The following is a 23,217-nucleotide window of genomic DNA, read 5'->3' as shown; positions in this document are numbered from 1 at the left end:
CGGGAAGAGTTTGCATGAGGCTATTGTCTCAAACCCGGACGGCGGAGCGTGCCCGTTGGGCCGCAGGCGAACAAGTCCGGGGCGATCACCACTTGACGAGGCAGAACGGGTGTCTTTGGGGGTCGAGGTAGACCCGGAAGTTCTCGTTTCCGGCGTTCATCGCCACCGCCCCGAGCTTCAGCACCTGCTCCTCGGCCAGATCCAGGTCCCGGACCTTGACGTCCAGATGGGCCTGCTGCGGGTGGACGTGCCCCGGCCACTCCGGCGGGACGTAGACGTCCACGCGCTGGAAGGCGACGGCCGGACGGTCCGGACCGTCACCGATCGTGACCCAGTCAGCATCCGTCTGGACGCGCACCATGCCGAGCACCTGCTCGTAGAAGACCGCCAGTGCCTCCGGATCCTCACAGTCGAAGACCACCGATTCCCAAGCACCAATCATGACCTGATCCCTCCTGGTCGCCACGCGTCGGATCGTGATGTCACGCTACTCCGGACGGCCGGCGCTGAGAAGGCCTGCGGCGGGCACGACGACTGATCCGGCCCCGGCGTCAGCGTGTGTCGCCGGGCGGCAGGAGCTCGTACTCGTCGGCCAACCTGAACACATACTCGCCGGGCTCCTCGAACGGGCCGACGCGCAGCTTCGTGAACATCCCGATGTCGATCGACAAGGGCTCCCCCGGATACATGGGGTCCTGCGGATCCTCGACGATCGCCTGCAGATCCATCGGGACGGCGACGGGCGTCGCTTCACGATCGGTCTGGACGTAGAGCGTCTGCGCCCATTCGGACCCCGAGCCGGCGAGCGCTCCGGTCCATTCGAGGTAGGCCTCCGCGATCTCCCCCGGCGCCAGTGACACGGGAGGCGGCGCCTCGCCGTCGACGTCCCGCGCGAGGTGCTCCTCCGGCCGATGATAGAGCTCCTGCTCAGCTTCCACGTGGAACTTGTTGCCCCACTCCCCGCGTGCCCCCAGACCCGGAAAGCCGGAGAGCGTGCAGTCGGTGTCGGCGTCGTTGCGCAACAGGATCGAGCCGAACCGATGCCCCAGCGCCGCGTCCCAGTACCGCAGCTGCCCTGTCAGGTCTTCAGGGCGGCAGCTGGTCTCTCGGGCGGGGTCGGTCGCCTCGAGCCGCAGGAAGTCGCTGCGCTCGTCGTCGGACAGGTCCTCCTCCTCTGCGATCGGCGTGTCCGGGACCTCGTCCCAGCCGGCGCCCACCTCCTCCTCGGTGGCCTCCCCCACCTCGCCGGGCGGGTTGGCGGACGGAGCCGGCGAATCAGCCGGAGGCGACGCGGGCGTCGTCGTCCCCGCGCCGCATCCGGCGAGCAGCAGGAGGGAGGCCACGGGCAGTGCGGTCAGCGCGCGTCTCATGCAACACACCGTATCCCGCCGCGGGCGCGTGCCCTGCGGACCCTCCGGCCCTACTTCAGGAAGAGCGTCCGCAGGCGCGAGGTGGTGAGGACGACGCCGACCACGATCATCACCACGTAGTACGCGACGTGCCAGAGCATGTCCGTGGTGAAGTGGGCGACCGAGAGGGACCGGAGCAGCTCCACCCCGTGCCACAGCGGCAGCGCCTGGATGAACAGCTGGATCCCGCCCGGGTAGACGGACAGCGGGTACAGCGTGGCCGAGAAGAGGAACATCGGCAGGAGGGCGAAGTTGATCCAGTCGAGGTGCTGGAAACGCTTCATGAAGCTCGTGATGCCCATGCCGAGCGCGGCGAACCCGAAGGCGATGAGGACCGACGCCGGGATCATCAGCAGCGCCGCCGGCGTGGTCACCAGGCCCATCGTGCTCATGATGATCATGAACCCCGTCGCGTAGAGGAATCCGCGCTGCAGCGCGAGGTAGATCTCGCCGATGGCGACGTCCAGCGGCCCGAGCGAGGTGTAGAGCATGTTCTGGTAGAGCTTCGAGAAGCGCAGCTTGAAGAACACGTTGTTCGTCGAGTCGTAGACCGCGCCGTTCATGGCCGAGACCGCGAGCAGGGCCGGCGCGATGTACGCACTGTAGGCCAGCTCCTCGCCGCCGGGTCCCTCCACCGACCCGATCAGCGGGCCGAGGCCGATGCCCATCGCGGCCAGGTAGAGAACCGGCTCGACGAATCCGGAGATGAAGACCGCCCAGTTGTTGGTCTTCAGCGCCATCAGACCCCGCACGACGACGGCGCGCACGTTGCCCGAGTAGAGCCCCGCGAGCGGGCGCCGGCTGGGTTCGAGCCGGGTTGCCAGTTCCGTCATGTCAGTCCACCAGCCTCTGCCGATAGGTGCGGAACGCGAGCGCGAGGCCCCCGGCGGCCAGCGCCACGAGGTAGGCCACGTGCGCGATGGAGAGCCAGAGCGGCTCGTCGTACCCGTAGCTGAACACGCGGCCGATCTCGCTGGCGTGCCAGAGCGGGGACAGCCAGCCGATCCACTGCAGGAAGACCGGCAGGTTGGTCAGCGGGAAGAACGTCCCGGAGAAGAGCATGAGCGGCATGACACCGAAGCGCTGGATCATCACGAACTGCGCCTTCTCCTCGCGGATCGTCGCCGCGTACGCCATGAGCGGCGTGCCGATCGCCAGTCCCGCGAGCGTCGCCGTCACCACGGAGAGGATGCCGAACCCGCTCGGCACCGCCCCGAAGGCGGCGACGATCAGGTAGTAGACGAGCGACTGGGAGAAGAGGCGGATCGCCACTGCGAGGGTGTGGCCCGCGGCAATCTGCCAGGGCTGCAGCGGGCTGACGAGCGGGCCGTAGTAGAGCCGGTGCCACTTGAACCCGTCCATGATCGGCCACGTGAACTCGCCGGAGGCGGCCATGAACGCGCCAGTGGCCAGCAGCGCCGGCACGATGAAGACCAGATAGTCGACGCCGCCAAAGTCGCCGCCCCCGTTGGCGTCGACCAGGGAGGCCAGCCCGACGCCCATCGCCACCAGGTAGAGCAGCGGGTGCCCCACCGAGAAAGCGACGATCACCGACAGGTAGCTGCGCATCGCGAGCAGCTGGTGCTCGGCGAAGTACCAGACGCCGAACCGGCGCCCGCGGCGGGCGAGTTCCTCGGGACCCGGCGGCGGCAGCGCGGGGCGGGGTGACGGCGTCGTGCTAGTCCGCAAGGGATCTGCCCGTGAGCTTCAGGAAGACGTCCTCGAGCGAGCTGCGGCGCACGAGCGAGGTGACGGGGCTCAGCCCGCGGGCGACGACGGCCTCCAGGACGGCCTCGCCGTCGCGGGCGTAGATCAGGACGCGGTCCGGCAGAGCCTCGACGCGGTCGCCGAGGTCGCCGATCTGCTGCGCGACGGCGGCGTTGCGGTCCGCGCCGAAGCGCAGCTCGACCACCTCGCGGGTCGAGTAGCGGCGGATCAGCTCGGCGGGCGAGCCCTCGGCCATGATGCGGCCCTCGTCGACGACGATGAGCCGGTCGCAGAGCTGCTCGGCCTCGTCCATGTGGTGCGTGGTCAGCACGAGCGTCACGCCCTGCTCCTTGAGCCGGAACAGCCGGTCCCACAGGACGTGGCGCGCCTGCGGGTCGAGCCCGGTGGTCGGCTCGTCGAGGAGGAGGATCTTCGGCTCGTTGACCAGCGACCGGGCGATCGTCAGGCGGCGCTTCATGCCGCCGGAGAGGTCGTCCACGCGCGAATTCGCCTTGTCGGAGAGCTGGGCGAAATCCAGCAGCTGTTCGACCTTCGGCTTGAGGTAGGCGCGCGGCAGTCCGAAATAGCGTCCGTAGATCAGCAGGTTGTCGCGGACCCGCAGCTCCTCGTCGAGGTTGTCCTGCTGGGGCACGACGCCGAGGTGCGCACGGACCACGGGGCCCTGCTCCTCCGGGTCGAGCCCCATGATCTCGAGCCGGCCGCCCGTGCGCCGGGAGACGCCGCCGATCATCCGCATCGTGGTCGACTTGCCGGCGCCGTTGGGACCGAGGAGACCGAAGGACTCGCCGGCCGGCACCTCGAAGGAGATGCCGTCGACGGCGGTGAAATCGCCGTAGCGCTTGACCAGGTTCTCGGCGCGGATCACGACCGGGCGCTCGGCGGCGGCCGCAGCCCCGCGCCGGGGCGCCGGCTCGGGCGGCAGGGAGCGGACTGAAGGAGTGGTTTCGGACACACGGCGAGCCTAGTCCTCTCGATTGATTGCCACAAGCCAATCAGTCGGGGCCTGCGCCGCCCGCACCGGGCCTCTGCTAACCTCGTCTGCCGAGGCAGGGACGCGCCTCCCACCCTCGGAAAGGCACCATGACCGATCTCACGACGTCGTACCCGCTCCTGACACTGGCACCCCCGGTGCTGGCGCTCACCCTGGTGATCCTCACCAGGAAGGTGCTGATCAGCCTGGGAGCCGGCGTGCTGGCGGCCGCGCTGCTGATCCAGGACCTGAACCCGCTGGACGCGCTTCTGACGGTGTGGCAGGCGTTCGCGGCGATCTTCTGGGCCGACGGCGCCGTCAACACCTGGTCGGTCTACATCCTCCTGTTCCTGCTGCTGCTCGGCGTCATCGCGGCGTTCGTCCTGATGTCGGGCGGCACGACGGCGTTCGCCGCGTGGGCGATGCGCCGGATCCGCAAGCGGCCGGGCTCGATGATCCTGCCCGCCGTCCTCGGCATCGCCATCTTCATCGACGACTACTTCAACGCGCTGGCGGTGGGCCAGATCTCGCGGCCGGTCACCGACCAGCACCGGGTCTCGCGCGCCAAGCTGGCCTACATCATCGACTCCACCTCGGCGCCCGTCTCGGTCCTGTCCCCGTTCTCCAGCTGGGGCGCGTACATCATGGGCATCCTGGCCCCGATCATCGCGGCGTCGACGCTCTCGATCAGCAGCGTGCAGGCGTTCCTGGGCGCCGCCGTCGCCAACTTCTACGCCATCGCCGCCGCGCTCATGGTGTGGCTCGTGATCGTGTTCCGGATCGACCTCGGCCCGATGCGGAAGGAGGAGCGCCGCGCGCTCGTCGACGGGCACCTGTTCGACCCGGAGGACACCGTCCCCGGCCGGCTCTCCGACGACCTTCCCGTGCACGAACCGGGCACGCGGCGGGCGCTCTTCGTCCCGTTCCTGCTGCTCGTGCTCGGCGTCTTCGCCGGGATCGTCTGGACGGGCCGACGCGCGGCGGGGACGTGGAACATCATCGACATCCTCGCCGAGACCGATGCCAGCGCCGCCCTCGTCGTCGGCGGCGTCCTCGGCCTCGCCGCGGCGGTGTACTACTACCTGCGGAACACGCGCAGGGACCCCGCGTTCACGGGGTCGATGTTCGCCCGGGGCTGGCTCGAGGGCGTCAAGTCGATGCTCCCGGCGATCGCGATCCTCCTGCCGGCCTGGATGCTCGGCGACGTCGTCTCCCAGCTCGGCACGGGCGACTACCTCGGACACCTCGTCGAGGTCTCCAACATCTCGGCCGGCTGGCTCGCCCCCGTCGTCTTCCTCATCGCCGGGGCCATGGCCTTCGCGACCGGCACGTCGTGGGGGTCCTTCGGGCTGCTCCTGCCGATCGCCGGCGGCATCATCAACTCCATGGACGAGCCGGCGCTGCTGCTGCCGGTTCTCGGCGCGGTCCTGGCCGGCGCCGTCGCCGGCGACCACGCCTCCCCGATCTCGGACACCACGATCCTCTCGGCCACCGGCTCCAGCTGCAACGTCATCACGCACGTGATCACGCAGCTGCCGTACGTCGCCAGCGCCGCCGTGTGCGCCGCGCTGGGCTACGTCGCGCTCGCCCTGACGGGCAGCACCGTCATCGGATTGTCCGCTCTCGCGGTGGCGCTCGTCGCCTTCGTCGTCGTCATGCGAATGGTGTCGACGCCGGTCGGCGACGCCGTACGGGCAGGCACGACGGCGGCCTGACGCCCCGGCCGTTCCGCCGTCGGTTTCACCTGGCGCCGCCGGCGCGAACCAGACGAAACTGACGACGGACTTCTTCAACCGCCGGCGGCGGCGTCGAGCAGGGCCTGCGTCGCCGCGCGGTGCTCATCCTCCCCTGTCAGCAGGGCGAACTCGGCATAGCCGAGAGCGCTGGCCCCGATCAGCGCCGCCCCGCGCTCGGCCAGCCGGTCCGGCACCACTCCCCCGGCGCCCCGGTAGGCGTCGAGCACGATCTCGAAGTCCTCCGGCGGGGACATCGCCTGCTGCAGGGCGAAGTCCGCGATCGGGTCGGTGACCTTGGCCGTCGTCCAGTCCAGGACCGAGAGGACCCGGCCGTCGTCGGCGAGGAGCAGGTGCGCCGGGTAGAGCTCGCCGTGGCAGAAGCGCATAGCGTCGGCCCACATCGAGTCGTCGCCGATCCACCGGCTCCACTGCTCGCGGGCCGGCGCGGGGACGTCGAACTCGGCCACCGCGGCGTCGAGCCTGGCCCGCCAGGCGGTGCGGACGTCGTCGGGCGTCTCGATGACGAGCCCGGCGATCCGGGCCTCGTCGGCATCGACCGCGTGCAGTTCGGCGAGCAGGCGGCCGAAGGACCGCAGGTACTCGGGCGCGCCCGGGTCGAAGTGCATCACGGGCGACCCGTCGTCGTCGATCGTCAGCCCGGGCTCGCCGGGCAGCAGCGGGTAGGCGACGAGGTCGGCGGCGGCGACCCGCCAGTCGGGGATCTCCACGCTGAGGCGCGGGGCGAGGAATTCGAGGATTCGGCGCTCGTCGTGGATCTTGGCGGAGACGTCGTCGCGGCGCGGGACGCGCAGCACCCACCCGTCGCCGGCGGCGTCCTGGGCGAGGGCGACCTGGTAGTCGAGCCCGGCCTCGTTGACGCGCAGCGAGTCCGGCTGCAGAGCCAGGTCGTGCCGTGCGGCGAGTTGGACGAGCGAGTCGGCGAGGTCGGCCTGACGTGGGTCGGTTTCGTCGTTCATGCCCTCACTTTTGCATGTCGGCGTCCGGCTGACAACGGCGAACGCCCCCGCACCGAACAGGGTTCGGTGCGGGGGCGCCGTCGTGCCGGGCGGGCGGGACTACGCGATTCCCGCCTGGCGTTCGGCGGTCTCCACCACGTTGGTCATCAGCAGCGCGACCGTCATGGGGCCGACTCCGCCGGGGTTCGGCGAGAGGAAGCCCGCGACCTCGCGCACTCCCGGATCGACGTCGCCGTAGACCTTCTGCTTGCCGGTCTCCGGGTCGTCCTCGCGGGTCACGCCCACGTCGAGCACCGCAGCTCCCGGCTTCACGTGTTCCGGCTTGACGATGTGCTTGACGCCGGCGGCGGCGACGATCACGTCCGCCTGCTTCAGGTGGTGCGCCATGTCCACTGTCCCCGTGTGGGTGAGGGTCACGGTGGCGTTGACCTGTCGGCGGGTCAGCAGCAGGCCCATCGACCGGCCGATCGTCACGCCGCGGCCGACGACGACGACGTGCTTGCCGGCCAGATCGTAGTCGTTGCGCAGCAGCAGCTCGATCACGCCGCGGGGCGTGCACGGCAGCGGCGTTTCGATCGGGCCGTTGACGTTGAGGACCAGGCGCCCGAGGTTGGTCGGGTGCAGGCCGTCGGCGTCCTTCGCCGGGTCGATGCGCTCGAGTATCGCGTCGGTGTCCAGGTGCTTCGGCAGCGGCAGCTGCACGATGTACCCGTGGCAGGACTCGTCCGCGTTGAGCTCGTCGATCAGCGCCTCGACCTGCTCCTGCGTGGCGTCGGCCGGCAGCTCGCGCTGGATCGAGTTCATCCCGATCGCCTCGGAGCGCTTGTGCTTCATGCCGACGTAGAGCTGCGACGCCGGATCCGCGCCCACCAGCACCGTGGCGATGCCCGGGGTGACGCCCCGGGCCTTGAGCGCGGCGACGCGTTCGGCCAGCTCGTCCTTGATGGCTGCTGAGGCGGCCTTGCCGTCGAGAATCTGTGCCGTCATGGTCCCGGTGCCCGCCTCGCTTACCATTCCTCGTGGCCCGGGTAGAGCGGGAAGGCCTCGGCCAGCGCGTCGACGCGCGCCTTCAGGGCCTCCTTGTCCGCTTCCTGGCCCTTGATGAGGGCGGTGGCGATGATGTCGGCGACCTCGATGAACTCCTTCTCGCCGAAGCCGCGGGTGGCCAGCGCCGGCGTGCCGATGCGCAGCCCGGAGGTGACCATCGGCGGGCGCGGGTCGAACGGCACGGCGTTGCGGTTCACGGTGATGCCGATCTCGTGCAGGAGGTCCTCGGCCTGCTGGCCGTCGAGCTCCGAGTTGCGCAGGTCCACCAGGGCCAGGTGCACGTCGGTGCCGCCGGTCAGGACGGAGACGCCCGCCTCGGCGACGTCCGGCTGGTTCAGGCGGTCGGCGAGCGCGCGGGCACCGGCGAGGGTGCGCTCCTGGCGCTCGCGGAACTCCTCGGAGGCGGCGATCTTGAAGGCCACGGCCTTGCCGGCGATCGCGTGCATGAGCGGGCCGCCCTGCTGGCCCGGGAAGACGTTCGAGTTGATCTTCTTGAACAGCTCGAGGTCGTTGGTCAGGATCAGGCCGGAGCGCGGGCCGGCGAGGGTCTTGTGCACGGTCGAGGAGACGATGTCGGCGTGCGGGACCGGGCTCGGGTGCAGGCCGGCGGCGACGAGCCCGGCGAAGTGGGCCATGTCCACCCACAGCTTGGCGCCGACCTCGTCTGCGATCTCGCGGAACTTCGCGAAGTCCAGCTGGCGGGGGTACGCGGACCAGCCGGCGATGATGACGTCCGGCTTCTCGGCGATGGCCTGCTCGCGCAGCTTGTCCATGTCGACGGTGAAGGTCTCGGGGTCGACCTCGTAGGCGGCGACCTCGTAGAGCTTGCCGGAGAAGTTCAGCTTCATGCCGTGGGTCAGGTGGCCGCCGTGGGCCAGCGACAGGCCGAGGATCTTGTCGCCCGGCTCGATGAGCGCGGCCAGGACGGCTGCGTTCGCGGAGGCGCCGGAGTGCGGCTGGACGTTGGCGTACTTGGCGCCGAAGAGTTCTTTGGCGCGGTCGCGGGCCAGGTTCTCGGCCACGTCCACGTGCTCGCAACCGCCGTAGTAGCGGCGGCCCGGGTAGCCCTCCGCGTACTTGTTGGTCAGCACGGAGCCCTGTGCCTCGAGAACGGCGCGCGGGGCGAAGTTCTCGGAGGCGATCATCTCCAGGGTGTTGCGCTGGCGTCCCAGTTCGGCGTCGAGGACCGCGGCGATCTCCGGGTCGAGCTCCGCGAGGGAACGGTTGGTCACGTTCGAGTCAGTGCTCATCTGTGCTCCTTGTCGAGAAAGCAGTTCTTGTGCGGCGTGGACGGGCAGCAGGTGCCGCGTCCGCCGTCGTCGGTGGGCAGGTGCCTGCTCGACCCTGGGCCCAGGCGCGCGGTCCGGATAGGTCAATTGGTGCCGCTCCCCGGTGGTTGTCCACCTCACGCCAGTCGCGACGGTTCTACTCTATCGGAGATGCCGGCGAGGATCCGGCCTCGAATAGCAGTCCGTCACGTTCGCGTCACAGCCCGGTCATACAACGTGACGCGGCGCCGGAGCGCGCGGAGCCGGCGCGGCGTCGTCGTCCTTTCTCCCGTGCGCGCACGGGGGCTCGGGGGCGACTACCCTTGTGCGGGTGAGCATCGAATCTTCAACCGGCGACACCACCCCTGCAACCGCGGCACGGAACTACATCGTGACGCTCTCCTGCGCCGACCAGCCCGGGATCGTGCACGCCGTCTCGGGCGCCCTGCTGCAGACGGGGTGCAACATCACCGAGTCCCAGCAGTTCGAATCGCCGGAGACCGGCACCTTCTTCATGCGCGTCGCCGTCGCGACGGACGCGCCCCAGGCCGAGGTGTGGGGTTCACTGGAGCCGGTGTCCCAGGCGTTCGGGATGCAGCTGGACGTGTTCGACGCCGGGCGCCCGGCCCGGACGCTGATCATGTGCTCGCGGGAGGGCCACGCGCTCAACGACCTGCTGTTCCAGCAGCGCGCCGGCATGCTCTCGATCGAGGTGCCGCTGATCGTGTCCAACCACGAGGACCTGCGCCCGATGGCCGAGTTCTACGGGGTGCCTTTCGTGCACCTGCCCGTCACCCGGGACAACAAGTCCGACGCCGAGGCGCGCCTGCTGGAGCTCGTGGCGGAGCACAAGATCGACGTGGTGGTGCTGGCCCGCTACATGCAGATCCTCTCCGACGACCTGTGCCGCGAGCTGAACGGGCGGGCGATCAACATCCACCACTCGTTCCTGCCGTCGTTCAAGGGCGCCAGGCCGTACCACCAGGCGCACGCCCGCGGAGTGAAGCTGATCGGCGCGACCGCCCACTACGTGACGGCGGATCTGGACGAGGGCCCGATCATCGAGCAGGAGGTCATCCGCGTGAACCACGCGCAGACCCCGCAGCAGTTCGTCTCGCTCGGCCGGGACGTCGAGGGCCGGACCCTGGCGACCGCGGTGCGGTGGCACGCGCAGCACCGCGTGCTGCTCGACGGCACCCGGACCGTGGTCTTCAACTAGTCAGGCACCACGGCGCCGCGCGGTGGACACGGCGACGATCAGCAGCACCGCCAGCGCGGCCACGCTGGTCCCGTAGAGGACCATCCCCCACGGGGCGTGGTCCGCACCCGTCGTGCCGTAGGTGTCGGCGACCGCCATCCCGGGCGCGAAGGACACGTAGAAGTACGACGGCGCCGCGAGCACGACCAGCAGCAGGTGCAGCATGGCCGCCGGGTACGCCCTGACCCGGCCCGCGAGCGTCCCGGCGAGCACCGCGGCGGCCAGCACCGTTCCGACGACGGCCCAGCCGATGACGATCGGCACTCCCAGCGATTCGCCCGCCCGCTCGACGCCGGCCCGGATCTGCTCGAGAGAGGCCCCGGGGACGGCCGCTTGCGGTTCCCACACGAGCAGCTGCAGCGTGCCGACCAGCGCGTACGCGGCAACGGCCCCGAAGCCGGCCAGCCCGGCCCGGACGGCCCGGCGCGACCCGTCCCTCGGTTGCGGTTCCATGTCGGCTCCTCGCTTCTCGACTCGGCCGCGTCGTGGCGGATTCACGACCACCCTAGCGGCCTGGACGTCGTCGTCGCCTTGCCTGCACCCGCTCTCCTCCCGATACCGCACGGGTACGACGCCGGCAGTAGGCTGGGTGCCATGGCTCACCTGATCGAAATCAACGGCAAGAAGCCCGACGTGCACCCGGGGGCCTTCGTGGCGCCGACCGCGGTGCTCAGCGGGGACGTGGTGCTCGCGGACCAGGCCAGCGCGTTCTACGGGGTCTCCGTGCGCGGCGACAGCGACGCGATCCGCATCGGCGCGGGCTCCAACCTGCAGGACAACGTGGTGGTGCACGCGGACCGCGGGGTCCCGTGCACCGTCGGCGCCGGCGTCTCCGTGGGGCACGCCGCCGTGATCCACGGCTGCACGATCGGCGACGACTGCCTGATCGGCATGAGCGCGACCGTCATGAACGGGGCCGTGATCGGCGCGGAGTCGCTGGTCGCCGCGGGGGCGCTGGTGCTGGAGGGGACGCAGGTGCCGCCGCGTTCGCTCGTCGCCGGCGTGCCGGCGAAGGTGCGGCGCAAGCTGACCGACGAGGAGGTGGCCGGCCTGCGCGTCAACGCCGAGACCTACCTGGGCCTGGCCGCCCAGCACCGGGCCGCGACCTCCTAGTCCCGCCCCGCTCAGTCGCGCGCGGGCGCCGACTCCCCCATCGCGGCAACGAGACGGTCCCGGGCGCGGCCCAGGTGCTCGTCGAGGAGGGCGGCCGCCTCGTCGGCCCGGCCCGCCTCGAGATGTTCGAGGATCCGCTGGTGCTCGTCGTGGATCAGCGACGTGTCGAGCAGCTCCAGGGACTGCACGCGCACCATGCACAGCCGCACCTCGCCGACGAGCGAGCGGTACATCCGGCTGATGCGCTCGTTGCCGACCGCGTCGATCAGGCTGAGGTGGAACCGCATGTCGGGTTCGACGATGTCGAGCGGCATCCCGCGTTCGAGGTCCGCGATCTCGCCGTTCGCCTCCGCGGCCTCCTGCGGAACGGTCCGGCTGCCCGCCAGACGGCGCAGCACCTCGCTCTCCAGGTAGGCCCGCGCCAGGTAGACGTCCCGGACGGCGTCCGGACCGAGTTCGACCACGCGGGCGGTCTTGTGCGCTCCCCGCTCCAGCAGGCCCTCGACGACGATCTTCTCGATGGCCGCCTTGGCCGTCGGACGCGCCACCTCGTACGCGGAGGCGACGTCCGCCTCCGTGAGCGTGCGGCCCGGCGCGAGATCGCCCTCGAAGATCCGGGTCCGCAGATCCGCGGCGATGGCGTCGACGATGGACACCGCTGCAATGCGCCCGGCCACTGGACCTCCCGATGGTGCCGGGACCCTCCCGGCGCTCCTCCCAAGTCTGCCAGACCGGTGGCACCGGGCCCCGATCGCGCCCCGGCCCGGCTGCTTCCCCGCGTTCCGGCCCAGAGGAACCGGGTTGACCAACATGTGTACTTGCTAGACAATATTTCTTGCGTCACAACGGCGTGACCCGCGGCACAGTACGGAGATGCATGTTCCAGCAGATAGTCGGCCCCCTCGCCGTTCCGAACCCCTTGCGGTCCACGCCGGTACTCGATTGGATGGTCTCCTGATGCCCCGCCTCGATCCAGAACTCCTCCGCCTCGCCGTCAAAGATCCGGCGCAGGTCACCACGCGGGCGATCGACCTGCACGCGAACGCGCACGACGCCTCGCACTTCCTGCTCATCCCCCAGGCCGTCGTCACGGCCGCGGACGCCGCCGACGTCGGCGGCCTCCTGCGGGCCAGCGCGGCGCAGGGCGTGCCCCTGACGCTCCGCTCGGGCGGGACCAGCCTGAGCGGGCAGGCGGTGGGCGACGGCGTACTCGTCGACGTGCGCCGGAACTTCCGCGACATCGAGGTGCTCGACGACGGCGCCCGGGTGCGCGTCCAGCCCGGCGTCACCGTCCGCGCCCTCAACGCGCGGCTGGCCCGCTACGGCCGGAAATTCGGGCCGGACCCCGCCAGCGAGGCCGCCTGCACGATCGGCGGCGTCGTCGCCAACAACTCCTCCGGCATGAACTGCGGCACCGTCGACAACGCGTACCGCACCCTGGAGTCGGTCACCGTGGTCCTGCCCTCCGGCACGGTCGTGGACACCGGCGCACCGGACGCCGACCAACGGCTCCGCGCCCTCGAACCCGGACTCCACGAGGGCCTGGGCCGGCTGGCGGAGCGGGTCCGCTCCGACGCCGGCTCCGCAGAACGGATCCGGCAGCAGTTCTCCATGAAGAACACCATGGGCTATGGCCTGAACTCCCTTCTGGACTTCCGGGACCCGGTGGACATCCTGGCGCACCTGATCGTCGGCAGCGAGGGCACGCTCGGCTTCGTCGCGGAAGCGGTGTTCCGCACGGTCCCGCGCCTGCCGCACGCCGCGTCCGGCCTGCTCGTCTTCCCGAGCCTCGAGGCCGCCAACGCGTCACTGCCCGCCCTCGTCGACTCGGGCGCGGCGACCATCGAGCTGATGGACGCGCTCTCCCTCAAGGTGGGCCGGACGCTCAAGGGGGCGCCCGCCGTCGTGCAGGACATCGCGGTCGAGGACCACGCCGCCCTGCTCGTCGAGTACTCCGCCGACCACTCCGACGCCCTGGCCGCGCTGCGCGAGGGCGGCGAGGCGCTCCTGCCCGGGCTCGGGCTCTCCGCGCCCGCCGCCTTCACCGGCGACGCCGGCGAGCGCGGGCGGCTGTGGAACCTGCGCAAGGGCCTCTACGCCTCGGTCGCCGGGGCGAGGCCGCAGGGCACGACGGCGCTGCTCGAGGACATCGTGGTGCCGGTTCCGGCGCTCGGCCGCACGTGCCGCGAGCTGAGCGGGCTCTTCGACGAGTACGGCTACGAGAACAGCGTGATCTTCGGCCACGCGAAGGACGGGAACGTCCACTTCATGCTCACCGACGGCTTCGCGACCGCCGCGGAGCTCGACCGCTACAGCGCCTTCACCGAGGACATGGTGGACCTCGTCCTCGCCGAGGGCGGCTCCCTGAAGGCCGAGCACGGGACGGGCCGCGTCATGTCCCCCTACGTCCGGCGGCAGTACGGCGACGAGCTCTACGACGTCATGCGCGGGATCAAGGCGCTCTTCGACCCCGCCGGGCTGCTCAACCCCGGCGTGCTGATGGACGACGACCCCGAGGCGCACCTGCGGCACATCAAGACGACGCCCGCAGTGGCGGAGGAGGTGGACCGCTGCGTCTCCTGCGGATACTGCGAGCCGGTGTGCCCCAGCAAGGACCTCACGCTGACCCCGCGGCAGCGGATCGTGACCATGCGCGCCATCGAGACGGCCCGGCAGGCCGGGGACACGGCGCTGGTCGCCGAACTGGAACGGGACTACGCCTACGAGTCCGTCGACACGTGCGCCGCGGACGGGATGTGCCAGACGGCCTGCCCCGTGGACATCAACACCGGCTCCTTCGTCAAGAACCTGCGCGCCGAGGGCGCCGGCCGTGTGGCCGACGGCGCCTGGGACGCGGCGGCCCGGCACTGGGGCGCCGTCACCCGCGGCGCGTCCCTGGCCCTGACCGTCGTCGACAAGGTCCCGTCGGCGCTCGTCGCCCCTCCCAACCGGGCCACCCGCGCCGTCCTGGGCGAGGACACCGTGCCGCTCTACTCCGACGAGCTGCCCGCGGGCGGCGCGGCGCGGCGGCGCCCGGCTCCCGCTGCCGCGCCCGACGCCGTCTACTTCCCCGCCTGCGTCGGCTCGATGTTCGGCCCGGCGGGCGCGGACGCCGGGGGCGTGCAGTACAGCTTCGAGCAGCTCGCCGGCCGCGCCGGGCTCACGCTCCTCGTGCCGGACGGGATCGACGGCCTGTGCTGCGGCACGCCGTGGTCTTCCAAGGGCATGAACACGGGGCAGGAGACGATGCAGGACCGCACGGTCGCCGCGCTGCGCGAGGCGACCCGCGACGGCGAACTGCCGATCGTCTGCGACGCCTCGTCCTGCACGGAGGGTCTGATCCACGCCGTGGAGTCGGAGCAGCCCGCGCAGGGCCGGCGCCGGCTGCGGATCGTCGACGCCGTGGAGTTCGCCGCCGAACGGATCCTGCCGGAGCTTCCCGAGCACGGGAGGCTGGAGTCGCTGGCCCTGCACCCCACGTGCTCCTCGACCCGGCTCGGGCTCGACGACGCCCTCGGCACCGTGGCCGGCGCCGTGGCCAAGCGCGTCGAGGTCCCGGAGAGCTGGGGCTGCTGCGCCTTCGCGGGCGACCGCGGCATGCTGCACCCCGAGCTGACGGCGTCCGCCACCGAACGTCAGGCCGCGCAGGTGGCCGCGATGGGGGCCGGCGCGCACGCCTCGTGCAACCGGGCCTGCGAACTGGGAATGACCCGGGCCACCGGCGAGCCGTACCGGCACGTGCTGGAGCTGCTGGAGGAGGCCACCCGGGAGGGGGCCGGCACCGCCCCGCCCGGACCCCGGGCGGACACCCTGTGACCGGGCCCGAGGACGCGGCGGCGGTGAAGGAGGGCGCGACGGCGGACGCGCCGCCGTCGTCGGTGTCCGCCCACGGCGGCAACCGCGAGCTGCTCGCCCACCCCGGATACCGCCGGCTGCTCGCTGCCTGGACGGTCAGCAACATCGGCGACTCCGCCCTCTACATCACCGCCGGGATCTGGATGAAGGTCATGACCGGATCGGACGCGCTGGCCGCGTCCGTCTTCCTGGTCATGGGGGTGCCGGCGGTCCTCTCGCCGTGGATCGGGCTGCTCGCCGACCGCGTGCCCCGGCGGGGGCTGATGATCGCGAACAACCTGCTGACCGCGGCGGTGGTGCTCGTGCTGCTGCTCGTCGAGCCCAGCGGATGGCTGTGGATCGTGTACGTCGTCATGGCGCTCTACGCGACGTGCGGGTTCGTGAACGCCAGCGCGCAATCGGGCCTGCTCAAGTCCCTGATGCCGGCGCACCTGCTGGCACCGGCCAACGGGATGTTCGCGAGTGTCGACCACGGCCTGCGGATCGTCGCCCCGCTCGCCGGTGCAGCGGTGTTCGGGCTGTGGGGCATGGCCCCGGTGGTCTGGGCGACCGCGTTCTTCTTCCTGCTGGGCGCGCTCCTGCTGCTGCGCGTCGCCCCGCGGCCGGTGGCGCGCGAGCACGAGGGCGAATCACTGGCCCGCCGGACGCTGGCCGGATTCGGGGCGATCGCCTCCCGCCCCGGCGTCCGCGTCGCGACCATCATCATGGGTCTGGCCTGCGTCGGCGGGGGCATGACCAATTCGACGACGTTCGCCGTCGTCGACCGCGGCCTGGGCCTGCCGCCGGAGGCCCTGAGCGTCGCCGTCGCTCTGCAGGGCGTGTTCTCGATCGTCGCCGGGCTGAACGCGTCGAAGATCCTCAACCGGTTCGGGTTCGCCCGGACGCTCGGGGTCGGCGCGCTCGTGTTCGGCCTCGGCTACGCCACCCAGACGACGGGCATCCTCTGGCTGACCGTGCTGGGCATCCTCCCCTTCGCCTTCGGCATCACCCTGGTCGCCATCGCCGCGGCCACGATCCGCCAGCTCCAGCTTCCCGACCACCTGCAGGGGCGCGGCGCGGCGGCGGCGAACGTCTTCGCCAACGGCACGCAGACCCTCGCCGCCGGATGCGCGGCGGCGGTGATCGACGTCGTCGACTTCCGCTACATCATCGCCGTCGGCGCGCTCTTCGCGGTCGCCGGGCTGGTCCCGGCCCTGCTCCGCCGCCGCACCCTCGACGCGGACGGGTAGCGGCGGCCGCGGCGCACGGTCGCCGGGTGACGGTCAGCGGCGCCGCCAGAAGGCGGCGATGACGGCACCCGAGAGGTTGTGCCACACGGAGAACACCGCACCGGGCAGCGCGGCCTCCGGCGAGAAGTACTGCCCGGCCAGGCCGGCGGCGAGGCCCGAGTTCTGCATGCCGACCTCGACCGCCATGGTCCGCCGGGACGCGACCGGCAGGCCGAAGAGCCGGCCGACGGCGTAGCCGAGGCCCAGCCCGGCGGCGTTGTGCAGGACCACGGCGAGCAGGATGAGCAGGCCGGCGGCGAAGATCGACTCCGCGCTGCGGGCCACCACCACGATCACGACGAACGTGATGGCCGCGACGGAGACCCACGGCAGCGCCGGGAGGGCCCGCTCGACCAGGCGCGGGAAGAGCGTCCGCAGCAGCAGTCCGCCGAGCACCGGCACCAGCACGATCTGCACGATCGACCAGGACATCGCCCCGGCCTCGACCGGCAGGTACTGCCCGGCCAGCCAGAGCGTCAGCACGGGCGTCAGCAGCGGGGCCAGCAGCGTGGAGACGCTCGTCATCGCCACGGAGAGCGCCACGTTGCCGCGGGCCAGGTAGGCGACAACGTTCGACGCCGTGCCGCCCGGGGCGCAGCCGACCAGGATCACGCCGGCGGCCAGCGCCGGATCCAGGTTCAGGGCCATCGCGATCGCCCAGCCGACCAGCGGCATCAGCCCGTACTGGGCGAGCACGCCCAGCGTGACGGGCAGCGGGTGCCGGAAGACGACGGCGAAATCCGGGAAGGACAGCGTCAGCCCCATCCCGAACATGATGACCATGAGCAGCGGGTTGATCAGGAACGCCAGGTCCACGAACGGCGCCGGCGCCGCCAGGGCCAGCGCCCCTCCGGCGAGGATGAGCAGCGGGAAGAGGGTCACGGCGATGCGGGCGCCGCGGTCCTGGCGGGCGGTGGTCTCCTGCACGTCGGGCAGGCGAAGCTGTTCATCAGGCATGGACCCAACCTTGGCACCGGCCGGGCGCCCGGAAGAACACGACACGGCGATTGTGACGGCCTCCATGACGGCGGCGGGCATGAATCGGGGCGATCGGGCGTTGGACTACCCTTGGAGGGGCCTTCGGGCCCTCGCTCGCCCACTCGTGAAGGAAGCCTGGTCTCATGCAGAACTCCCGCTGGCGCGCGGCAGCACCCGCCGCCGTCGTCCTCGCCTCGGCGCTCGCCCTCTCCTCCTGCTCCGGCGGGACCACGGACACCGTCCCCGAGGAGCCCGTCTCCGGCGGCACGCTCGTCTACGCGTCCGGGGACGCCGAGCCGACCTGCCTCGATCCGCACGTGGGCGGCAACTACCCGCAGGCCCTGGTGGCCTCGCAGTTCCTCGAGACGCTCTACACCAAGGACCAGGACGGGCAGATCGTGCCCTGGCTCGCCTCGGGCGCCGACGTGTCCGACGACGGCACCACCGTCACGCTGCACCTGCGCGAGGGCATCAGCTTCAGCGACGGCACCGCCTTCGACGCGGCCGCGGTGAAGGCCAACATCGAGCACGTGCTCGACCCGGAGACCGGCTCCTCGACCGGCTACCTGGCCATGCAGAAGGTCGAGTCCATGGAGGTGATCGACCCGGCGACGCTGGAACTGGGCCTGTCGGCACCGGACGCCGCGCTCTTCGAATCCTTCACCCAGACCTGGAACGCGATGATGTCGCCGGCCGGGCTCGAGCGCAGCCAGGAGGAGAACTGCGCCGCCCCGATCGGCACCGGGCCGTTCGTCGTCGAGGACTGGGCCCGCCAGGAATCGGTGTCCCTGACCCGCAACGACGACTACACGGTTCCCAACCCGGAGGCCACCGCGGACCCCTCGCACACCGGCCCCGCCTACCTCGAGGGCATCGAGTGGCGGTTCATCCCCGAGTCCGCCACCCGCTACTCCGCGCTGCAGTCCGGCACGGTCGACATGATCGACAACGCCCAGCCCGACTCGATCGCCTCCGCCGAGCAGTCCGACGCCATCGAGCACCTCGACGCCCCGCGCCCCGGCGCCTCCAACCGGATCGAGCTGAACTCCTCCAAGGCGCCCTTCGACGACGCCCGCGTGCGCGAGGCCTTCGTCCGCTCCGTGGACGTGGACGCCGCCGTCGACTCCCTCTTCTTCGGCACGGCCGAGCGCTCCTACTCCCCGCTGTCCTCGGTGGAGCCGATGGGTTACTCCGACGAGTCGCTGTTCGGCTACGACCCCGACGAGGCCGCCCGCCTGCTCGACGAGGCCGGCTGGACCGAGCGCGACGCCGCCGGCTACCGCGTCAAGGACGGCGAGCGCCTGAGCGTGCACCTGCCGATCTCGACGAACCAGTCGGTGCCCGCCGAGCAGTCCCTGTTCGAGCAGCTGCAGGCCACCGCCAAGGAGTCCGGCATCGAGGTCACCACCGAGCTGCTGGACCTGGGCAGCTGGTACGGCGCCCTCGGCGAGCACGAGTACGACCTGGTCTCCGCGCCGTATACGAAGGTCGGCCCGGACGTGCTGCGCATCCTCTTCCACTCCGACTCGACGGAGCCCGCCCCGTCCGGCTACTTCGCGAACCACGCCATGGTCCGCGACGAGGGGATCGACGCCGCCCTCGAGGACGCTTCCAGCGCCGACGACGAGGCCGAGCGCGCCTCGCTCTACGCGGACGTCCAGGCCGAGGTGCTCGAGGGCTACTACCTCCTGCCGCTATACGACCAGCAGAACCACTTCCTGCACAGCACGTCCCTGCGCGGCATCGGCGAGACCACGGCCGTGGCCACGCCGACCTTCCACAACGCCTGGCTGGCCGACTGACCCCGCCGGCGGGCCCGGCACGCCGCCGGCCCGCCGCCGTCGATCCCATGAAGATCCTGCGCTGGCTGCTCACCCGTCTCGCCGGAGGACTGTTCGTCCTCTGGGCGGTCGCCACGCTCGTCTTCATCGGCATCCGCCTGGTGCCGGGCGACCCCGTGGAGGCGATCGTCGGCGGCCCGGGCTCGCAGGCCGGCCCGGAGGCGTTCGCGCTCGCCCGCGCCGAGTACGGCCTCGACGAGCCGCTGATCGTCCAGTACGGGCTCATGCTCGCCAACCTCGTCCGCGGCGACCTGGGCACCAGCTATTCGCTCAAGGTGCCGGTCGCCGAGGCCGTGTCCGAGCAGCTGCCGGGCACCCTCGCCCTGGCGCTGCTCGCGTGGGGTCTCGCCTGGCTGCTGGCCCTCTCGGTCGCCCTCTTCACGGCCCTCGCGACGGGTCCCCGCCTCTCACGCGTGGCCGACGCGGCGGGTTCGGGGCTCGAGATCTTCGCCGCCGCCGTCCCGCACTTCTGGCTGGGCAGCGTGCTGGTCCTGGTCTTCGCCACGTCCCTCGGCTGGCTCCCGCCGGTCGCCACGGACTCCCCGGCGGGGCTGGTGCTCCCGGTCGCGACGCTCGCGCTGCCACTGGCAGGCTTCCTCGGCCAGGTCATGCGCGAGTCGCTCGCCACGGCTCTGGCCAGCCCGTTCGCTCTGGCAGCCCGCGCCCGCGGCGAGTCCGAGACCGGCGTCGTGCTCCGCCACGGCCTGCGCCACGCGGCGCTGCCGGGGATCTCCCTCTCCGGCTGGGCGCTCGGCTCGCTGATCTCCGGGGCGGTCGTGGTCGAGGCGCTCTTCGCGCGCGGCGGCCTCGGCCGCACGCTGCTCTCCGCCGTCACGCTCCGCGACATCCCGCTCGTCACCGGCGTCGTCCTCGTCTCGGCGCTGACCTACGTGGTCGTCATGGCGGCCGCCGACGTCGTCGAACGCCTCGTCGACCCGCGCCTGGGCACTACGACGGCGACGCGCGCCGCCCAGCCCGACCTCGCCGCCGGGGGTGGTCGCCCGTGAGCGCGCCCCGGACCTCGTCTACGGGTTCCCGCGCCGGAGGCCGGACGCGCGCCGCCGCGTCCTCCGCGGCGTCCAACCTGCCGGCGGTGGCGGCGGCCGCCGTCGTCCTCTTCCTGGCCGCCGCCGTGGCGGCGCCCGGGTGGCTCGCGCCCGCCGACCCGCTCGGCATCGAGCCCGCCGCGGCGTTCAGCGCTCCCGGGCCCGGGCACCTGCTCGGCACGGACGAGTCCGGCCGGGACATCTACACGCGGATCGTGCACGGCGCCCGGTCCTCGCTGACGATCGGGGTCGCGGCGACGGGCGTCGGGCTCGGGCTCGCGCTCCTGCTGGGGGTGCCCGCCGGGCTCACCGCCGGCCGGCGGGGCCGACGCGTGCACCCGCGCTGGGTCGACGCGTCGATCTCCCGCGTGCTCGAGGTCCTCTTCGCGCTGCCCGGCCTGCTGCTGGCGCTCGTGTTCATCGCGTTCGCCGGGCCGGGCGTGACGACCACCGTCGTGGCCGTCGGGCTCTCGACCGCGCCCGGCTACGCGCGGATCATCCGCACGCAGGTGCTGCGCCTGCGCGACGCGGAGATGGTGCAGGCGGCCCGCGTGCTGGGGCGGTCGCGCACGCGCATCCTGCTGGGGCACCTGCTGCCGAACGCGCTGGGGCCCGTGGCCGTGCTGGCGACCCTCGGCGTCGGGCAGGCGGTCGTCTGGGCGTCGGCGCTGAGCTTCCTCGGCCTGGGGGCGCCGCCGCCCGCGCCGGAATGGGGCGCGATGCTCTCCGCCGGCCGCACCTACCTGTCGGTCGCCTGGTGGATGACAGTGTTCCCCGGGCTGGCGATCGTGGCCGTCGCCGCGTCCGCGACCGTGCTCGGCCGCTGGATGCAGCGCCGGGCGGAGGGAGTCTCGGCATGACGGCACCAACGCCCGCGCCCCTGGTCGACGTCCGCGGACTCACCGTGTCCTTCGGCGGCGGGGCCCCCGTGGTCTCCGGGCTGGACCTGTCCGTCGCGCCCGGCGAGTCCGTCGCGCTCGTCGGCGAGTCCGGGTCCGGCAAATCCGTCACCGCCCGCGCCCTCCTGGGCCTGGCCGACGGCGGCCGCGGCGGCGGGCGGGCGCGCGTCACCGCGGACGCCTTCCGTATCGCCGGCCACGACCTGCGCGGGCGCGACGGCCGGGTCGCCGCACCGGCGGGCCTGTGGCGCAGGATCCGGGGCGGCGACGTCGCGCTGGTCCTGCAGGACGCGCTGACCTCCCTCGACCCGCTGCGCCCCGTCGGCCGCGAGATCGACGACGCCCTCCGCCTCCACACCCGCCTCTCCCCCACCGGCCGGGCGGCGCGCGTGCGCGAGCTGCTCGCCGCCGTCGGGCTGTCCGGCGACGGGACGGACACCGGAGCGCTGCGGCCGGGGGCGCTCTCCGGCGGCATGCGCCAGCGCGCGCTCATCGCCGCCGGCCTCTCCGGCGCGCCGAAGCTGCTCATCGCGGACGAGCCGACCACCGCCCTCGACGCGACCGTCGCCGCCCGCATCCTGGACCTGCTCGCGGACCTGCGCGCCCCCGCCGACGGCTCCCCGGCCGCCGGCATGGGTCAGCTGCTGATCAGCCACGACCTGGCCGTCGTCTCCCGCGTCGCCGAGAAGGTGCTCGTCATGCGCGCCGGCGAGGTCGTCGAGTCCGGGCCGACCGCCGAGGTCCTCGCCGACCCGCAGCACGAGTACACGCGCATGCTCCTGGCTGCCGTTCCCGCCGGCAAACCCCGCGGGACGCGGCTGTGCCTGCCGGGGGCGACCGGCACGACGGCGCCGCCGCCGCCGGCCGCCCGCGCGACTCCTCCGGCTCCGGCCCCGACGCCGGCCACCGCGGCCGGAGCCGCGGCGGATCCCGCCCTCGAAGCCGCCGGCCTGGTCAAGATGTTCACGCGCCGGGACGAGGCGGGCCGGGCCGTGGCCTTCCGGGCGGTGGACGACGTCTCGTTCTCCCTCGCGGCCGGCACGACCCTGGGCATCGTCGGCGAATCCGGGTCCGGCAAGACCACTACCGCCCGCATGGCACTGGGCCTCACCGACCCGGACGCCGGGAGGGTCGACCTCTTCGGCGCGCCCTTCGCCGGGGACCGCGGCGACGGGCACCCCGTGGCCGAGGCCGCCCGCCGGCCCCGCCGCCCGCAGCTCGGGGCGGTCTACCAGGACCCGCTGTCCTCGTTCGATCCGCGCATGTCGGTCGGGGCGCTGCTCGCCGACGCCGTCTCCGGGGGCCGGACCCGCCGGGCGGGCGCGCACCGGCGCCGGATCGGCGAGCTGCTGGACATGGTCGGGCTGGACGCCGGCGCGTCGGCCCGGCACCCGCGCTCCCTCTCCGGCGGCCAGCGCCAGCGCGTCGCGATCGCCCGGGCCCTGGCTCCGGGGCCGCGCGTGCTGATCTGCGACGAGCCGGTCTCCGCCCTGGACGTGTCGGTGCAGGCGCAGATCCTGGACCTGCTCGACGACCTGCAGCGGGATCTCGGGCTGAGCTACCTGTTCATCTCCCACGACCTGGCCGTCGTCCGCCACGTCAGCGACCAGCTCCTGGTCATGCGCGGCGGACGCGTCGTCGAATCGGGCGAGACAGAGCAGGTCTTCTCCGATCCGCAGGAGCAGTACACCCGCGACCTGCTGGCCGCCTCCCCGGCCCTCCGCGCCGCCGCGCCCGGGGACTGAACCGCAGGGCCGCTGCGCGCAACCACCGCCGGGCGCCGGACCAGTCGCCGCCCAGCCGGCGCCTCGCCAAGACGAACGG

The 23,217-nt window shown here is 72.2% G+C and carries 20 protein-coding genes and 1 riboswitch; of the genes, 9 read left to right on the top strand and 11 right to left on the bottom strand.

Translation table 11 applies throughout. The features are described 5' to 3' along the window. Positions 1–85: 85 nt before the first annotated feature. The 5 genes from IE069_RS11090 to IE069_RS11070 all read right to left on the bottom strand — a co-directional run bounded on the left by IE069_RS11090 (position 86) and on the right by IE069_RS11070 (position 4,059). Positions 86–442, bottom strand: a complete 357-nt coding sequence (locus IE069_RS11090; RefSeq protein WP_189350502.1) for a VOC family protein — start codon at positions 440–442, stop codon at positions 86–88. 109 nt (positions 443–551) lie between these two features. Then, a complete protein-coding gene (locus IE069_RS11085) occupies positions 552–1,370 on the bottom strand; it encodes a DUF4232 domain-containing protein (protein WP_189350501.1) in 819 nt (272 codons plus the stop codon). Positions 1,371–1,420: 50 nt separating this feature from the next. Continuing rightward, a complete protein-coding gene (locus IE069_RS11080) occupies positions 1,421–2,242 on the bottom strand; it encodes an ABC transporter permease (RefSeq protein ID WP_189350499.1) in 822 nt (273 codons plus the stop codon). Between the two features lies 1 nt (position 2,243). Further along, positions 2,244–3,098, bottom strand: a complete 855-nt coding sequence (locus IE069_RS11075) for an ABC transporter permease (RefSeq protein WP_229791098.1) — start codon at positions 3,096–3,098, stop codon at positions 2,244–2,246. Continuing rightward, positions 3,088–4,059: an ABC transporter ATP-binding protein gene (locus tag IE069_RS11070; RefSeq protein WP_189350693.1), complete on the bottom strand. Its 972-nt coding sequence runs from the start codon at positions 4,057–4,059 to the stop codon at positions 3,088–3,090. Before IE069_RS11070 ends, IE069_RS11075 begins: the two co-directional genes overlap by 11 nt. Before the next feature lie 158 nt (positions 4,060–4,217). Between IE069_RS11070 and IE069_RS11065 the strand changes: the two genes are divergently transcribed. After that, the gene (locus IE069_RS11065) at positions 4,218–5,822 is read left to right on the top strand and encodes a Na+/H+ antiporter NhaC family protein (protein ID WP_189350497.1); all 1,605 of its coding nucleotides are present in this window, start codon (positions 4,218–4,220) and stop codon (positions 5,820–5,822) included. Between the two features lie 74 nt (positions 5,823–5,896). On the opposite strand, the gene IE069_RS11060 is transcribed toward IE069_RS11065, so the two are convergent. The 3 genes from IE069_RS11060 to glyA all read right to left on the bottom strand — a co-directional run bounded on the left by IE069_RS11060 (position 5,897) and on the right by glyA (position 9,117). Beyond that, positions 5,897–6,820: a macrolide 2'-phosphotransferase gene (locus tag IE069_RS11060; RefSeq protein ID WP_189350495.1), complete on the bottom strand. Its 924-nt coding sequence runs from the start codon at positions 6,818–6,820 to the stop codon at positions 5,897–5,899. 99 nt (positions 6,821–6,919) lie between these two features. Beyond that, on the bottom strand, positions 6,920–7,807 hold the full coding sequence (locus IE069_RS11055) for a bifunctional methylenetetrahydrofolate dehydrogenase/methenyltetrahydrofolate cyclohydrolase (protein WP_189350493.1): 888 nt from the start codon (positions 7,805–7,807) through the stop codon (positions 6,920–6,922). A 20-nt stretch (positions 7,808–7,827) separates the two neighbouring features. Further along, a complete protein-coding gene (gene glyA / locus IE069_RS11050) occupies positions 7,828–9,117 on the bottom strand; it encodes a serine hydroxymethyltransferase (RefSeq protein WP_189350491.1) in 1,290 nt (429 codons plus the stop codon). A 91-nt stretch (positions 9,118–9,208) separates the two neighbouring features. Continuing rightward, positions 9,209–9,295, bottom strand: a riboswitch (ZMP/ZTP riboswitch). A 171-nt stretch (positions 9,296–9,466) separates the two neighbouring features. Between glyA and purU the strand changes: the two genes are divergently transcribed. After that, a complete protein-coding gene (gene purU, locus IE069_RS11045) occupies positions 9,467–10,354 on the top strand; it encodes a formyltetrahydrofolate deformylase (protein ID WP_308425386.1) in 888 nt (295 codons plus the stop codon). Here the strand turns inward: purU and IE069_RS11040 are convergent, their stop codons facing one another. Next, positions 10,355–10,846 (bottom strand): hypothetical protein, encoded by a 492-nt coding sequence (locus IE069_RS11040; RefSeq protein WP_189350489.1) that lies wholly within the window; start codon positions 10,844–10,846, stop codon positions 10,355–10,357. A gap of 141 nt (positions 10,847–10,987) precedes the next feature. On the opposite strand from IE069_RS11040, the gene IE069_RS11035 reads away from it, so the two are divergent. After that, positions 10,988–11,506, top strand: coding sequence for a gamma carbonic anhydrase family protein (locus IE069_RS11035; RefSeq protein WP_189350487.1), 519 nt, complete (start codon positions 10,988–10,990; stop codon positions 11,504–11,506). An 11-nt stretch (positions 11,507–11,517) separates the two neighbouring features. Here the strand turns inward: IE069_RS11035 and IE069_RS11030 are convergent, their stop codons facing one another. Next, positions 11,518–12,183, bottom strand: coding sequence for a GntR family transcriptional regulator (locus IE069_RS11030; protein WP_189350486.1), 666 nt, complete (start codon positions 12,181–12,183; stop codon positions 11,518–11,520). Between the two features lie 280 nt (positions 12,184–12,463). On the opposite strand from IE069_RS11030, the gene IE069_RS11025 reads away from it, so the two are divergent. Both IE069_RS11025 and IE069_RS11020 read left to right on the top strand, forming a co-directional pair. Continuing rightward, the gene (locus IE069_RS11025) at positions 12,464–15,322 is read left to right on the top strand and encodes an FAD-binding and (Fe-S)-binding domain-containing protein (RefSeq protein ID WP_189350484.1); all 2,859 of its coding nucleotides are present in this window, start codon (positions 12,464–12,466) and stop codon (positions 15,320–15,322) included. After that, a complete protein-coding gene (locus tag IE069_RS11020; protein ID WP_189350481.1) occupies positions 15,319–16,590 on the top strand; it encodes an MFS transporter in 1,272 nt (423 codons plus the stop codon). Before IE069_RS11025 ends, IE069_RS11020 begins: the two co-directional genes overlap by 4 nt. Positions 16,591–16,623: 33 nt before the next feature. On the opposite strand, the gene IE069_RS11015 is transcribed toward IE069_RS11020, so the two are convergent. Then, positions 16,624–17,586 carry a bile acid:sodium symporter family protein gene (locus IE069_RS11015; RefSeq protein WP_189350480.1) on the bottom strand — a complete coding sequence of 321 codons (963 nt, stop codon included), beginning with the start codon at positions 17,584–17,586 and terminating at the stop codon, positions 16,624–16,626. A 164-nt stretch (positions 17,587–17,750) separates the two neighbouring features. Here IE069_RS11015 and IE069_RS11010 point away from each other — a divergent pair, with 164 nt between their 5' ends. Genes IE069_RS11010 through IE069_RS10995 form a run of 4 tightly spaced genes read left to right on the top strand, consistent with a single transcriptional unit; the run spans position 17,751 to position 23,138 of the window. Continuing rightward, positions 17,751–19,409 carry an ABC transporter substrate-binding protein gene (locus tag IE069_RS11010; RefSeq protein ID WP_189350478.1) on the top strand — a complete coding sequence of 553 codons (1,659 nt, stop codon included), beginning with the start codon at positions 17,751–17,753 and terminating at the stop codon, positions 19,407–19,409. Between the two features lie 47 nt (positions 19,410–19,456). Next, positions 19,457–20,455: an ABC transporter permease gene (locus IE069_RS11005; RefSeq protein WP_189350476.1), complete on the top strand. Its 999-nt coding sequence runs from the start codon at positions 19,457–19,459 to the stop codon at positions 20,453–20,455. Continuing rightward, positions 20,452–21,354, top strand: coding sequence for an ABC transporter permease (locus IE069_RS11000; RefSeq protein WP_189350474.1), 903 nt, complete (start codon positions 20,452–20,454; stop codon positions 21,352–21,354). The genes IE069_RS11005 and IE069_RS11000 overlap by 4 nt, the downstream gene beginning before the upstream one ends. Next, positions 21,351–23,138, top strand: a complete 1,788-nt coding sequence (locus IE069_RS10995; RefSeq protein ID WP_189350472.1) for a dipeptide ABC transporter ATP-binding protein — start codon at positions 21,351–21,353, stop codon at positions 23,136–23,138. The genes IE069_RS11000 and IE069_RS10995 overlap by 4 nt, the downstream gene beginning before the upstream one ends. The last annotated feature ends 79 nt before the right edge of the window (positions 23,139–23,217 follow it).

Origin of the sequence: Zhihengliuella salsuginis (assembly GCF_014651715.1) — a bacterium.
In the GTDB taxonomy this organism is placed as follows: Bacteria; Actinomycetota; Actinomycetes; order Actinomycetales; family Micrococcaceae; genus Zhihengliuella; species Zhihengliuella salsuginis.
The sequence above is the reverse complement of the archived record's forward strand: the minus strand, read 5'-3'. Positions and strand labels throughout refer to the sequence as shown.

What these genes read in the sequence shown, in the direction of transcription:
- IE069_RS11060 (WP_189350495.1), bottom strand. Translation starts at nt 6,820, where the DNA reads ATGAACGACGAAACCGACCCACGTCAGGCCGACCTCGCCGACTCGCTC.
- IE069_RS11065 (WP_189350497.1), top strand. Translation starts at nt 4,218, where the DNA reads ATGACCGATCTCACGACGTCGTACCCGCTCCTGACACTGGCACCCCCG.
- IE069_RS11015 (WP_189350480.1), bottom strand. Translation starts at nt 17,586, where the DNA reads ATGCCTGATGAACAGCTTCGCCTGCCCGACGTGCAGGAGACCACCGCC.
- IE069_RS11080 (WP_189350499.1), bottom strand. Translation starts at nt 2,242, where the DNA reads ATGACGGAACTGGCAACCCGGCTCGAACCCAGCCGGCGCCCGCTCGCG.
- IE069_RS11010 (WP_189350478.1), top strand. Translation starts at nt 17,751, where the DNA reads ATGCAGAACTCCCGCTGGCGCGCGGCAGCACCCGCCGCCGTCGTCCTC.
- IE069_RS10995 (WP_189350472.1), top strand. Translation starts at nt 21,351, where the DNA reads ATGACGGCACCAACGCCCGCGCCCCTGGTCGACGTCCGCGGACTCACC.
- glyA (WP_189350491.1), bottom strand. Translation starts at nt 9,117, where the DNA reads ATGAGCACTGACTCGAACGTGACCAACCGTTCCCTCGCGGAGCTCGAC.
- IE069_RS11005 (WP_189350476.1), top strand. Translation starts at nt 19,457, where the DNA reads ATGAAGATCCTGCGCTGGCTGCTCACCCGTCTCGCCGGAGGACTGTTC.
- IE069_RS11035 (WP_189350487.1), top strand. Translation starts at nt 10,988, where the DNA reads ATGGCTCACCTGATCGAAATCAACGGCAAGAAGCCCGACGTGCACCCG.
- IE069_RS11090 (WP_189350502.1), bottom strand. Translation starts at nt 442, where the DNA reads ATGATTGGTGCTTGGGAATCGGTGGTCTTCGACTGTGAGGATCCGGAG.
- IE069_RS11055 (WP_189350493.1), bottom strand. Translation starts at nt 7,807, where the DNA reads ATGACGGCACAGATTCTCGACGGCAAGGCCGCCTCAGCAGCCATCAAG.
- IE069_RS11025 (WP_189350484.1), top strand. Translation starts at nt 12,464, where the DNA reads ATGCCCCGCCTCGATCCAGAACTCCTCCGCCTCGCCGTCAAAGATCCG.
- IE069_RS11085 (WP_189350501.1), bottom strand. Translation starts at nt 1,370, where the DNA reads ATGAGACGCGCGCTGACCGCACTGCCCGTGGCCTCCCTCCTGCTGCTC.
- IE069_RS11040 (WP_189350489.1), bottom strand. Translation starts at nt 10,846, where the DNA reads ATGGAACCGCAACCGAGGGACGGGTCGCGCCGGGCCGTCCGGGCCGGG.